This is a genomic window from Streptomyces sp. NRRL S-337 (assembly GCF_000720175.1).
Lineage (GTDB): Bacteria > Actinomycetota > Actinomycetes > Streptomycetales > Streptomycetaceae > Streptomyces > Streptomyces siderophoricus.
The window spans coordinates 1-12,716 of record NZ_JOIX01000029.1; the positions used below are offsets into that span (position 1 = coordinate 1).

Annotated in this window: 12 protein-coding genes; 6 read left to right on the top strand and 6 right to left on the bottom strand. The window is 74.5% G+C overall.

Translation table 11 applies throughout. The features are described 5' to 3' along the window. The first annotated feature begins 257 nt into the window (after positions 1-257). The 3 genes from IG62_RS0120950 to IG62_RS0120960 are packed head-to-tail and all read left to right on the top strand — an operon-like array spanning position 258 to position 2,552. A complete protein-coding gene (locus tag IG62_RS0120950) occupies positions 258-1,046 on the top strand; it encodes a GNAT family N-acetyltransferase (protein ID WP_030805213.1) in 789 nt (262 codons plus the stop codon). Continuing rightward, positions 1,043-1,912, top strand: a complete 870-nt coding sequence (locus tag IG62_RS0120955) for a lysophospholipid acyltransferase family protein (protein WP_051798366.1) — start codon at positions 1,043-1,045, stop codon at positions 1,910-1,912. Before IG62_RS0120950 ends, IG62_RS0120955 begins: the two co-directional genes overlap by 4 nt. Beyond that, positions 1,905-2,552, top strand: a complete 648-nt coding sequence (locus IG62_RS0120960; RefSeq protein WP_051798368.1) for a DedA family protein — start codon at positions 1,905-1,907, stop codon at positions 2,550-2,552. Before IG62_RS0120955 ends, IG62_RS0120960 begins: the two co-directional genes overlap by 8 nt. Before the next feature lie 94 nt (positions 2,553-2,646). Here the strand turns inward: IG62_RS0120960 and IG62_RS0120965 are convergent, their stop codons facing one another. The 6 genes from IG62_RS0120965 to IG62_RS0120990 all read right to left on the bottom strand — a co-directional run bounded on the left by IG62_RS0120965 (position 2,647) and on the right by IG62_RS0120990 (position 9,449). Next, the gene (locus IG62_RS0120965; protein ID WP_030805222.1) at positions 2,647-3,279 is read right to left on the bottom strand and encodes a winged helix-turn-helix domain-containing protein; all 633 of its coding nucleotides are present in this window, start codon (positions 3,277-3,279) and stop codon (positions 2,647-2,649) included. 400 nt (positions 3,280-3,679) lie between these two features. Then, positions 3,680-4,345 carry a rhomboid-like protein gene (locus tag IG62_RS0120970; RefSeq protein ID WP_051798369.1) on the bottom strand — a complete coding sequence of 222 codons (666 nt, stop codon included), beginning with the start codon at positions 4,343-4,345 and terminating at the stop codon, positions 3,680-3,682. A gap of 1 nt (position 4,346) precedes the next feature. Next, positions 4,347-5,276, bottom strand: coding sequence for a DUF6891 domain-containing protein (locus IG62_RS0120975; RefSeq protein WP_030805229.1), 930 nt, complete (start codon positions 5,274-5,276; stop codon positions 4,347-4,349). Positions 5,277-5,501: 225 nt separating this feature from the next. After that, positions 5,502-6,554, bottom strand: coding sequence for a glutamine synthetase (gene glnII, locus IG62_RS0120980; RefSeq protein WP_030805232.1), 1,053 nt, complete (start codon positions 6,552-6,554; stop codon positions 5,502-5,504). 226 nt (positions 6,555-6,780) lie between these two features. Further along, positions 6,781-7,986, bottom strand: a complete 1,206-nt coding sequence (locus IG62_RS0120985) for an ARPP-2 domain-containing protein (RefSeq protein ID WP_030805235.1) — start codon at positions 7,984-7,986, stop codon at positions 6,781-6,783. After that, positions 7,983-9,449 (bottom strand): hypothetical protein, encoded by a 1,467-nt coding sequence (locus IG62_RS0120990; RefSeq protein ID WP_030805238.1) that lies wholly within the window; start codon positions 9,447-9,449, stop codon positions 7,983-7,985. The genes IG62_RS0120985 and IG62_RS0120990 overlap by 4 nt, the downstream gene beginning before the upstream one ends. A gap of 248 nt (positions 9,450-9,697) precedes the next feature. On the opposite strand from IG62_RS0120990, the gene IG62_RS0120995 reads away from it, so the two are divergent. From IG62_RS0120995 to IG62_RS0121005, 3 genes are all read left to right on the top strand, one after another. Continuing rightward, positions 9,698-10,606 (top strand): Gfo/Idh/MocA family protein, encoded by a 909-nt coding sequence (locus IG62_RS0120995; protein ID WP_030805240.1) that lies wholly within the window; start codon positions 9,698-9,700, stop codon positions 10,604-10,606. 117 nt (positions 10,607-10,723) lie between these two features. Further along, positions 10,724-12,283: an AMP-binding protein gene (locus IG62_RS0121000; protein ID WP_030805242.1), complete on the top strand. Its 1,560-nt coding sequence runs from the start codon at positions 10,724-10,726 to the stop codon at positions 12,281-12,283. Between the two features lie 127 nt (positions 12,284-12,410). Beyond that, positions 12,411-12,683, top strand: a complete 273-nt coding sequence (locus IG62_RS0121005) for a hypothetical protein (protein ID WP_030805245.1) — start codon at positions 12,411-12,413, stop codon at positions 12,681-12,683. The last annotated feature ends 33 nt before the right edge of the window (positions 12,684-12,716 follow it).

The following is a 12,716-nucleotide window of genomic DNA, read 5'->3' on the forward strand; positions in this document are numbered from 1 at the left end:
AACGGCGAGACGACCCGCGACGCCGCAGACAGCTACGTACGCGGCGCCGCAAAGCGCAACGACGAGCAACCCCGACGGCGGGAAAGCCAGGTACGTGGGGGGCGCCGCAAAGCGCAGTGTTCCGCGGAGGCTCACCCGTTCGCCCCCTCTCCTTCACGCGCCCGGACGGCCGGTGCGGGAACAGTCTGCCGCGTAGAGAAGGGCCAGGTCAGCCCCGTCCGTCGACTCGTCGGCCTTCCACTTCCCATGGAGCTCCCATGCGCATGGCACCGACCGCGTCCGCCCCCATCGCCCCCACCGCCGCCGCGCCCGCGGCTGCCGCTCCCACCGACACCGGCTACACCGCGCAGATGGCCGACACCCCCGAGCAGATCCGCGCAGCACAGCGGCTGCGTCACCTGGTCTTCGCCGGGGAGATGGGCGCGACCCTGCACACCCCGCTGGCCGGCCATGACATCGACGACGTCGACGAGGTCGCCGACCACCTCGTCGTGACCCACACCGCCAGCGGCAGGATCGTCGGTACCTACCGGCTGCTGCCACCCGGCCGCAGCCCGCGGCTCTACTCCGACGGTGAGTTCGACCTCGGCGCCCTCGCCGCGCTACGGCCCTCGCTCATCGAGGCCGGACGCTCCTGCGTGCACCCCGATCACCGCGGCGGCGCGGTGATGACCCAGATGTGGGCCGCGCTCGCCCGTTACACGCTGCTCTCCGGTCACCGCTATCTGGCCGGCTGCGCCTCCGTCCCGCTCGCCGACGGTGGTACGGCCGCCGCGCACGCCTGGGAACTGGGCCGCACCCGCTACGCCGCCCCGCCCGAGCTGCAGGTCACCCCGCACCGGCCGTGGCACTCCACCGTCCCCGTGCCGGTGCGTCCCAGCCTTGCCCAGCTGCCGCCGCTGCTGCGCGGCTACCTCCGGATCGGCGCGTTCATCTGTGGCGCGCCCGCCCATGACCCGGAGTTCGACGTCGCGGACTTCTTCGTCGTGCTGGACATGGAACGGCTCGGCGACCGCTACCGGCGCTACTTCCTGGGGGAGCGGTGAACGGCCCCTGGGACGTCCGTTCCGACTGCACCCCGGACTGCGCCCGGCACGCGCTGCCGCGGGTCCCGGCCGCCGAGGCCGTACGGCGTTCCGCCGTCTTCGCCCACCGGGTGCGCCGGGCGCTGACGGACGGCGGGCGGATGGCGGACCCGGTGCGGCTGCGCGCCCATGCCGGCGCTCTGCTCGACGCGCTGGACATCCGCCTGGAGGGCCCGGCGCCGGTGGCCGGGCCGCCGGGCACCGGGACCGGGCCGCTCACCGCGCCCGGCGGTGGCCCCGGGACCCTCCTCGTCGTCAACCACATCTCCTGGCTCGACATCCCCGCCCTGCTCGCCGTCGAACCGGTCACCCTCCTCGCCAAGCGTGAGGTCGGTGGCTGGCCGGTCGTGGGCGGTCTGGCCCGGCGCGCCGGTACGTTCTTCATCGATCGCACGGATGCTCGTCAACTGCCGTCAGCGATAGGCGAGTTGAGTCGGCTGCTGGCCTCCGGGCGGTCGGTGGCGGTGTTTCCGCAGGCGACCACCTGGTGCACGGCCGGCCGGGGGGTGTTCCGCCGGGCCACCTTTCAGGCCGCCCTCGACGCGGGTGCGCCGGTCCGGCCGGTCACCCTGGAGTACGCCCAGCAGGGCCGCCCCAGCACGGTGGCCGCGTTCTGCGGTGCGGACACCTTCCTCGGCTCGCTGCGCCGGGTGCTCGCCGCCCGCGCACTGACCGTACGGGTCACCGCTCATCCCCTGCTGACGACCGCGGACGGCGCGGATCGGCGGGAGCTGGCGGCGCGGGCGGAACGGGCGGCGCTGTACGGGCGGCCGGTGGCGGCCGTACCGGTACCGGGCGCGGCGCGGCCCGCGCGGGTCCATGTGTGACCAGCTCGACCACCTCGACGCGCTGGCCCGCACGCTGCAGGGCCTGCTCGGTTCGCCCTGGCTCTGGCTGGTCGTGCTGCTGGTGTCCGGGCTCGACGCGCTGTTGCCGTTCATGCCGAGCGAGACCACCGTCGTGCTGGTCGCGGTGCTCCTCGGCCCCGATCTGCCGCTGCTCGCCCTGCTGGCGGGCGTCGCGGCGGCCGGGGCGCTGGCCGGTGACTGCCTCGGTTACGCCGTCGGGCGGTACGCGGGCCCACGGGCCGTCGCCCGGCTGCTGCGCGGCGAACGCGGCCGGGCCCGGCACGCCAGGGCCCGGGCGCGGGTGGAACGGCACGCCGCGCTGCTGGTCATCGCCGGCCGCTTCCTGCCCGGTGGCCGGGTCGTCGCCGCGCTCTCCACCGGGAGCGTGCGCTACCCGCTGCGCCGTTTCGTCCTGCTGGATGCGGTGGGCGCGGGCCTCTGGGCGCTGTGCAGTGCGGCGCTCGGCGGCCTGGGCGGTACGGCGCTGGCCGGGTCGCCGGCCCGCGGGATGCTGCTGTCCTCGGCGGCCGGGCTGCTGGTGGCGGGGTGCGTGGGCTGGGTGCACGGGCGCGGGGTGCGGCGCGCCCTCCCGCTCCAGGGGGAGCGGGAGGGAGTCTGACCCAGGGGCGGGCAGTCGGTTTCGGCGCCGGAGCCCTACGGCCCGGACCGCCGCCGGACCCCTACGGCCCGGACCGGCGACGGACTCGCCGTACTCAGGTGCTCGGCACGTACTTGTAGCCGACCCGCCGCACCGTCACGATCGACGACCGGTGCTCGGCGCCCAACTTGCGGCGCAGCCGGGCGACATGGACGTCGACGGTGCGGCCGTCCCCGACGTGCCCGTAGCCCCAGACCGTGGTCACCAGCTGGTCGCGGGTGTGCACCCGGTGCGGATGCGCGACCAGATGGGCCAGCAGCTCGAACTCCAGGTACGTCAGGTCCAGCGGGCGGCCCAGGACCTGGGCGGTGCGCTGCTCGGGGTCGATCCGGACGATCTCGTCGCCGGTCGGGGCGGGCGCCTCGGGCCGTGCGGCCGGCGGCGGCGCGGCCTGGGCGGTGGCCTGGTCGGCCGGCACCAGGACGAGGTAGCCGACCATCGGCGGCTGGCCGGGCAGTGCCGGCAGGCTGTGCTGGGGCGCCGGCAGCCAGGTGGCGCCGGAGTTCAGCAGCTCCGCCACGGCAGGGACCCGGTGGCTCGTAGCGCCTCCGTCCGGGGCGGTGGCGGGTGACGGGAGGGCTTCGTCGGGTGAAACGGCGCGCAGGCGGTGGCGGTTCGGGTGCGGGGTGGTGAGGGGGGACAGGGGGGCCGTCGTGGAACCGGCGGTCAGGGTACGGACGTTCGTCATCAGGAGTCAGCTCTTTCGCGCAGAGGGGCGTCGGGGACGTCGTGCGCGCGGGCAGGGCTGGGGACGCCGGTCAGCGGCGTCGATGAGGTGTGTGCGGGCCCGCGCTCAGTGCGCGCGGCAACACAGACGGTCGAAAGCGTGCGCCTGCCGGGACGGCCAGAAGGGCTCAAGGTCGCTGCGACCTGTCGCGGTGTCGGTGAGGCTGGCCATGGCCCCATTGAACCAGACAGTCGGTGATCTGTCCCTCGTGTGGGTGGCGGTGTGACGCGAATCCACCGCACCCGGGCGGCACATACCACCGGACCGGGCGCGATTCCTTTCCGACTCGGCCTGTGGGGACAGGAGTTGGGGGAGGGGGAGGGGAGCGGGCGGGTGACCGAAATCCGTCGTCGCCGTGCCGTCAGCGGCCTGCTGCCGTGTATCCCTGGTTTGCCCCTTTCCGGGTGGGCCGTCCTGCGCGTATTCCGGCTCCGGTCGCCGTCCCCAGCACGAGGGCGGTGAGATGGCCGGCGTCGGTGAACGTCCGCCCGCGGCGCAGCACGGGCCGTATCCCCAGGGCCAGCAGGCCGGCCGTGGCGGCGGTCCGGACGCCGCGGTGCGGGCCGGACGCGGCGAGCGCGCCCAGGGTGGCGTAGAAGCCGTAGCTGGCGCCGACGTCGACGGCGTGCGAAGTCGGGTCCCCGGGCCCGCGCAGGGGGGTGCGGGCGCGCAGGCCGGCGTAGACCAGCAGGCTGGCGCCGATGTGGCCGGCCGCGAAGACTCCCGCCGCGCGCCGTACTCCCCAGCGCCGCTCGGCCGTGCCGAGGACGGCGAGCAGCGCCGCGCCGTACGGCACCGGAAGCGGCTCCTCGACGAACCCGGCGCTGGTCAGCAGCGTGCCCCAGCGGCCGGCCCGCAGATTGGCGACGTTGGTGGAGTGGGCGCGCAGCAGCTCCGTCCGGCGGCGGGCGGGCAGCCGCGCGGTGGCGTACGCGCCGAGCTGGAGGGCTCCGACGTACAGCGGTGCGGCCCAGGGCACGCCGAACGGTCGGGACGGGCGCGACGGGCGGGGCGGTAGGGGAGTCATCTCAGGCCCCCGTCGGCAGGCGCTTGCGCCAGTCCAGCGGGGCGAGGTCGATCACGCGGTCCGGATCGCCGTCCCACCGCACCGGCAGGCCCGCCTCGGCCAGCACTGCGGCCACCGTCCGGCCGACCTCGGCCCGCTGCTCGCCCGGCACTTCCCGGGCGTCCTGGCCGGGGCCGGGGTACGCGCCGTAGCGGACCGCGAGGCCGTGGCCCTCGGCGGCCGCCTCGGTGTCCTGGTGGTGGAAGAAGACGAAGCCCCGGTCGCCCTCGGTCCGTTCGCCCCCTATCTCGCCCAGCGCGCAGCTGCTGCAGCAGGTGAAGTCCATCCGGGCGGTCAATCCCTGGTCCGCCAGCGCGGCGAAGGCCCGGGCGATTCGGTCGGGGTCGGTCACCTCCGGCCATCCGGCCTGCTCGGTGAGCCGCTGCTCCCACAGCTGCGCCACGATCCGCCGTGCCTCGTCCTTCGAGACCTCGGCCTCCGCGGGGTCGAAGGCGTCCTGGACGTCCCTGACGACCTCGTGGAAAGCGCGGAAGCCGGAGCGTATGCCGGCCCGGGCGCGCTCCTCGGCCTCCGCGCGGATCGCGGGGTCGAGACCGGGTGTGCCGAACAGGTCGGCGGGCCGCCAGTCCAGGGCCGTACGCCACGCCCGCCCGCCGCCGGCCCAGTCCAGGAACACCTCGACGACCCGCTCGGCGTCCGCGGTCGAGGCCGTGAAGTGCCGCTCCGGGGCACCGTCGCGGTGCTCCACGGCGAACGGCCCGTCGCCGTCCCGCCAGGTCTGTATGAACACCTGGTCCTCGACGGGCAGCCGCTCGACGACCGCGAAGTGGTCGCCGTCGGCACCGATCCGCCGCAGCAGCCCGGCCAGCTGCGCGGCGGTGGGGCGCGAAAGGTCCGCCCCGGACTCGGTCTTGACGCTGATCGCAAGCATGATCCCAGCCTGCCATCCGCCACTGACAACGCCGCCCGGCGGCCGGGCGCGGGGACGGCGGGCGGCGGATGCGAGGCCCGGGACGCCGGACATGCGAACGGCCCGGACACGCGAAGGGGCCGGACACGCGAAGGGGCCGGACACGCGAAGGGGCCGGACCCACCGGTCCGGCCCCCATATGCGCTACGGCCTACGTGCTACGGCCCCTACGCGCTACCGCCCGTCTCAGACCTGCTCGCGCCGCGCCAGCTCCGTGCAGCAGGTGTCCACGATCAGCCGGGTCACCACGTACGGGTCGACGTTGGCGTTCGGCCGCCGGTCCTCGATGTAGCCCTTCTTCTCGACCTCGACCTGCCAGGGGATGCGCACCGACGCACCGCGGTCCGAGGCGCCGTAGCTGAACTCGTCCCAGGGCGCGGTCTCGTGTGCACCGGTGAGCCGGTCCTCGATGCCGGTGCCGTACTGGCGGACGTGCTCCAGCGGCTTGCCGTCGGCGCCCAGCGCCTCGCAGGCGGTGATGATCGGGTCGTAGCCCTCGCGCATCGCGCGGGTGGAGAAGTTGGTGTGCGCGCCCGCGCCGTTCCAGTCACCCTTGGCCGGCTTGGCGTCCAGCGACGCGGTGACGCCGAACTCCTCCGCCGTACGGTGCAGCAGCCAGCGCGCCACCCACATGTGGTCGGAGACCTCCAGCGGCGGCAGCGCGCCCACCTGGAACTCCCACTGGCCCGGCATGACCTCGGCGTTGATGCCGGACAGTCCGAGGCCCGCGGCCAGGCACAGGTCGAGGTGCTTCTCGACGATCTCCCGGCCGAAGATCTCGCCGGCGCCGACGCCGCAGTAGTAGCCGCCCTGCGGGGCCGGGAAGCCGCCGCCCTCGGGGAAGCCGAGCGGCCGCTCGCCCTTGAGGAAGGTGTACTCCTGCTCGATGCCGAAGATCGGCTCCTGGTCCGCGAACTTCTCCGCCACCGGGCGCAGCAGCGCACGGGTGTTGGAGGAGTGCGGGGTGAGGTCGGTGTTGAGCACCTCGCACAGCACCAGCAGGTGGTCCCCGCCGCGGATCGGGTCCGGGCAGCTGAAGACCGGTTCGAGGACGAGGTCCGAGGAGTGGCCCTCCGCCTGGTTCGTGCTGGACCCGTCGAAGCCCCAGCGCGGCAGCTTGCTCGCTCCCCCAGTGCTAAAGGCCTGGGAGGGACCCCCATCCAGGATCTTCGTCTTGGAACGGAGCTTGGCGGTCGGCTGGGTGCCGTCGATCCAGATGTACTCGGCCTTGATGCTCACGGGGTCCTCTTATACGGGTAGGTGCGGGTACGCGTGCGGGCGTACGTTCGCACTCTCGCAACGGGCCGTTTCTCGTCCGTTGCCCATATGTGAACCGCAGGTTACTCAGCCGGACATCCTGCCATTCGAAAGCGGTTTGCCCCATTCTGCCCAGGAATCCATGGCGTGCCACGACCGATTCCTGGGGGTTATCTCCCGGTTTGCGGCTGATGGTGTGGCGCAGACCTCAGCCGCGCCCCTTCGCCGGACGCTCGACGGGCCGTTCCAGCAGCCCCTCGAACCCCAGGTGTGTTACCCGCCGGACGAGCTCCGGACCGGTGATGCCCATCGCCTCCGCGGTGCGGCCCACGTGCCAGTCGTGGGCCGCCAGCCGGTGCAGGACATGACCGCGCCGGACCTGCTTGTCGGTCAGCCGGAACGTCTTGAGGTAGGCGACCCGCCCCTTGCCGTCGGTGATCGTTTCGCCGATGTGCTGGGTGCGGTGCAGCGCGAACGGCGGCAGGAACCGGGACAGCCGGAACCGCCCCATCCGGTACGCCTGCCGCACCTCGTAGGACTCGTCCAGCAGCTCACCCGCCATCAGGACGGCGTGCTGACTCTCCCACTCCTGTTGCCGGCGCTCGGCGGCGGACCGCAGCTCGGCGAGCGAGGTGATGTACTCCGCCGCGATCCGGGCCGTGAACTCCGGCACCGGCCCGCCGTAGAGGGCGTACTGGTGCATCAGCTCGCCGTACAGGTCCTGCAGCAGCGACGGGTGCAGCGCCCGGTAGTCGTCCGGATGCGGCACCACGAAGGCGGCGGCCAGGGCGTCGGCGACGTACACCAGCACCCCGCACTGCCCGGGATGGATCTCGAAGACCCGCAGCGCGTCGTCCAGCCCGGGGATCGCCTCGCCCCGGTAGGCCCGCTCCGCGCGCGGCGAGAGCCCGTCGCGGACCGCCCTCCGGGTCCACTCCTCCCACACGATCGACGGACCGCCGAAGTGCAGCGCCAGATAGCCGTCGAGCGCCAGATGGAGCGGCAGGAACCGCAGTCCGCCCGAGGGGCCGCCGGCCGCCTTCCCCTTCCCGGGCCCCGTCCCGGGCCCCTTCCCGGCCCCCGTGCCCGCCTCCTTGCCGCGCCGTCGCTGGACGAGCTTGCGCGGAAGGTGCAGCGGCGCGCACACCACCGGGCCCCGCTCATCGCTCAGCTGCGAGCCGTACGCGGCGGCCGGCGACCCGTCGCCCGTCCAGTTCGCCACGAAACCGTGCGGAACGTATGCCGTGTAGGCCGTGCCGCGCTCGCCCCGGACCGTCAGCGGCCCGTCCTCGTACAGCTCGCGGTGCAGCCGCAGATCGGTGATCGGCTCCGCCCGCACCAGCGGGACCAGCCGGACCGCGCCCCACACCTGCGCCGGCCGGGCCCGCAGCCCGCTCAGATCCAGCCTGCTCATCCCGCCGCCCCCTCTGCACGGACCGGCTCCCCGTCCTCCGCGAGGAACTGCCGCACCCGCTCGTCCAGATGAGCCCGCAGCTCGGCGAGCCCGGTGCGGCCCTCGGCGAACCGCGCGAGCTGCACCAGCGCCGGCAGGTCCTCGGCGTCACGCACCCCGGCCGTCGGCACCACGGGGGACAGCCGCCGCACCGTGAAGTCCTCGGCGTCGTAGACCGGGTTGAGGTGGACCGCGGAGGTGGCGCCGCCCGGGTCGAGCCGGGTCCGCCAGACCCGCAGCACCTCACCGGCCAGCCCGGGCGGCGCGTTGTCCCAGCCGTCCGAGACGATCACCAGCCGCTCGGGCGCGTACTCCAGCGCGTCCAGCACCCGCATGCCCAGCGGAGTCGGCCCGTACGGCCGGGCCAGCAGCGCGTCCTTGCGCCCGGACGTCCACAGGGGCAGGTACTCCCCGCCCAGCGCCTCCAGCAGGAAGTGGCAGGCCAGCGCGGTCGCCAGCGGGCGGCGCCGCTTCTGCCGCGAGCCGGTGGTGGAGTAGCTGTCGTCCAGTACGGCCGCCACCCGGCCCCACGTCCCGGCCCGGGCCCCGGCGGTACGCCGCGCCGCCGCCCGCAGCGCGCCGGTCAGCTCGGCCCGGCGGGCGACCCGGTCGTCCAGCGGCAGCCCCAGGACGTACGAGGCGAGCCGGGTCAGCGGCATCCCGGTGAGGTCGCGGTCCACCTCGGCGCCGTGCGCACGGGCCGACTCCTGCACCCGCAGCCGCTCCCCACGTGTCATCCGCGGGGCGATGCGCTCCAGGAAGGCCCGGCGCCCGATGCCGTGCGCCGCCGCGAACCCCTCGGCGACGGTGAACGGCAGCTCGTACAGCGCGCCCTGCTCGTAGTGCGCCCGGCGCCAGGCGTCCAGCAGCGGGGTGTCGAACTGCTTCCGGCGGCGCGGCGCGAACAGGAAGTCGCCCAGCTCACCAACGTCCTCACCCGGCCCGTGCAGCGGCAGATGGGCGTGGCGCGCCGCGGACTTGAGGCCGGCCCGGTACTTCACCGCGTCCAGCGCCGGGTCCGGGCGCGCGGCGACCCAATCGCGGATGATCGCGCGGGTCCGGCGGTTGTTCACCCCGGCCGCGCCGAGCGCCCGGAACAGGCGGTACACCCGCGGTGCGGGCAGCCGCGCCAGCCGGGCCGCGATCAGCCGTCCTTCGGTGCGCCGACCGTCCGCCGTCGCCTCGCCCGCGGTCTCCAGCAGCCGGCGCACGATCAGCGCGGCGTTGTGGTCGTTGATGTCCAGGGCGAGCGAAGCGGCGTACAGCGGGCGGTAGTTGATCCGCACGTACTCGTGCAGGAAGTCCAGCGACAGCTGCTGTGCCGCCGCGCCGGAGCGGAACTCCCGCTGTCCGGTGGCCGTGATCGCGGCGTTCACGAAGAGCAGCACGTCCTCGGCCGCCACCAGATCCGGGCAGCTCTCCACCCCGTCCCTCCCCGTCGTCGGACGCCGGCCGGGGAATGGGGGCACGAACAGCGAATCGTTGCTTTGCAGAGCAGGTCCGGAAGTCGCACCGGAGTCCCGCGGCCGGCTGGGGGAAACGTAACACCGGGCGGGCGCGGCAGGCATGCCGATTACCGGCCCGGGACAGCGGCCCGGCCGCCCCTGGGACACGGCCCGGCCGCCCCGGGGAATCGGCCGTCCGCCGCCCGCCCCGGGGGACACTGGGTCGCATGACGATCATGCGCATCGGACTCCTCGGTACCGGTCCCTGGGCGCGCAGCGTCCACGCCCCCGCCCTCGCCGACCACCCCGGCGTCGCCTTCACCGGCGTCTGGGGGCGCCGCGCGGAGGCCGCCGCCGCCCTGGCCCAGGCCCACGGCACCCGCCCGTACGAGAGCCCCGACGAGCTGTGCGCCGACTGCGACGCCGTGGCCATCGCGCTGCCGCCCTCCGTACAGGGCCCGTTGGCCCAGCGCGCCGCGCGGGCCGGCTGCCACCTCCTGCTGGACAAGCCGGTCGCCACCTCCGTGCCCGAGGCCCGGGCGGTCGCCGAGGCAGCCGACCGGGCGGGGGTGGCCTCGGTGGTCTTCTTCACCGCGCGCTTCGGCGCGGAGGAAGGCGAGTGGATCGCCGCGCAGGCGGCCGTGGGCGGCTGGTTCACCGCGCACGCCGACTGGCTCGCGCCGGTCTTCTCCAACGGCTCCACCAGCCCGTACGCCCACTCGCCGTGGCGCCGCGACAAGGGCGGCCTGTGGGACGTCGGCCCGCACGCGCTCTCCGTCCTGCTGCCCGTCCTGGGTGACGCGGAGGAGGTGACCGCCACCAGGGGCCCGGCCGACACCGTGCTCCTGACGATGCGGCACAGCAGCGGCGCGGCCAGCACCGCGACGGTCGGGCTGACCGCCCCGGCCGCCGCGGCCGGCGTCGAGGTCACCCTCCGCGGCACGGCCGGCGTCACCACCCTGCCCCGCCGTCAGCACGGCCCCGGACCGGCCTACCACCGCGCCCTCGACGCCCTGCTCGCCGCGGTGGAGACCGGTCTACCGAACGCCTGCGACGTCCACTTCGGCCTGCGGGTCACCGAGATCCTGGCGGCGGCGGAGGAGTCCCTCGCCCCGCTCATGCCTCAACGGTCATGAGTACATGGCGCATTTGGTCGTGGAGGGCATGGGAGATCGGCCGTAGCGTCGGTTCCGCCGGCCGGTCACCGTCCGGCCGCCGACCACCCGAGCACCGCACCGAGGAGCACACCGTCGATGCCACCCGCCACCGGCTTCACCAGTTACGCCGACACCATCCTGGCCGCCCTCGCCCGCGACCCGGAGCGGCTCGCACTGACCGGCCCGGAGGGCCACCCCGACCTCACCGCGGGTGAGCTGCACGCCACCGTCCAGCGCATGGCGGCGGTGCTCGACGCCCGCGGCATCGGCCGGGGCCACACGGTCTGCCTGCTCAGCGGCAACCGCCCCGAGGTGCTCGCGGTCCGCTACGCCGTCAACCTCCTCGGCGCCCGGGTGGTCTTCCTCTACGACGGCATGGCCGCCGAATCCCTGGCCCGGATAGCCGACAGCGTCGAACCGGCGCTGCTCGTCGCCGACCCCGAACTGCACGCCACCGCACGGGAGGTCCTGCGCCGGCTGCCGGGCCCGCGCCCCGAGGTGCTGACCCTCGGCCCGGCGCCCGCCCCCGCCCTCGGCGCGGATCTGCTCGCCGCCTGCGCCGCGCTCCCGGCCACCCCCGAGGTACCGAGCCGCGCCCGCCCGGAGGACGACTGGTGCATCCGGCACACCGGGGGCACCACCGGCATCCCCAAGGGCGTCCGGATGGCGCACGCCCCCTACGGCGCGATGCTCGCCCACATGGCACCTGACCCCGCGGACGGGCCCGCCCGCTTCTTGGCCTGCACCTCGCTCGCCCACCTGGCGGGCATCCTGTCCGACCTCACCCTCGCCGGCGGCGGCACCGTCTTCCTGCACCGCTCCTTCGACCCCGCGGCCGTCCTCGCCGCCGTCGCCCGCGACCGCATCACCGACCTGTGGCTGCTGCCGCCGCTGCTCTACCGTCTGCTGGACGACCCCACCCTCCCCACCACCGACCTCAGCTCCCTCGCCCGTATCACTTACGGCGGCTGCCCGGCCTCGCCCTCCCGTCTGCTGCAGGCCGCCGAGGTCTTCGGTCCGGTGCTGCACGGGATGTACGGCATGTCCGAGGCGATGAGCATCAGCCTGGCCCTCCCGGAGGACCACGTGCCCACCGGGCCCGGCGGCCGGATCACCGTCGGCCGCGCGCTGCCCGGCGTGGAGATCGCCGTCCGGGACGCGGACGGCCGCGACCTGCCGACGGGGGAGCAGGGCGAGGTTCACATCCGCTCCGCAGGAGTGATGGCCGGCTACTGGAAGCAGCCCGAGGAGACCGCGCGGGCCCTGCCCGGTGACGGCTGGCTGCGCACCGGGGACGTCGGCTGCCTGGACGACGAGGGCCGGCTCTACCTCGTCGACCGGGTCAAGGACGTGATCATCGTCGTGGGCGGCCACGTCCACCCGGCGGAGATCGAGGACCTGCTGCACACCCACCCCGCGGTCGCCCACTGCGCCGTCTACGGGGTGCGCACCGCGGACGAGACCGAGGAGGTGCACGTCGCGGTGGTCCCCGCCCCGGGCCGGACCGTGGACCCGGCCGACCTCCGCGCGTTCGTCACCGCGCACAAGGGCGCCATGTACGCCCCGGCCGCCGTCCACGTCGTCGACGCCATCCCGCTCACGCCGGTCGGCAAACCCGACAAGACGGTGCTGCGGGCGGGTGCCGCCACGGCCTGACGACGACCCGCACCGAACCCCTGGCCAGAGCCCTCAAATCGGCTCTGGCCAGGGGCTTTTGTCAGTGCCGGCCGGTAGAATGGGAACCAGTCAGTGAGGGTTTTCCCAGCGCTCCAGGAGGTCGCCCGTGGCTGTTGCCGCAACGATGACGAAGCCTCTCCCCGCCCACCCGCTGCCCAAGAAGCCACTGCCCGCCGGCTGGCCTCGCGAGCGGTACGAATCCCACAACCGCCGCCTGAAGGCCATGCGCCTGGCCATCGCCCTGCTCGACACCGGCGTCTACCGCCCCGAGCAGGCCCCCAACCACCGGATCCGCAGCACCGCCGCCCGGATAGGGGTGCACGCCCCCTCCGAGACGACCTGCCGCCTGGTGCGCGCGCTGCTCTACGACAACTGCTGACGGCCCGCCGACACACGCCCGCGCTTCGCGCCA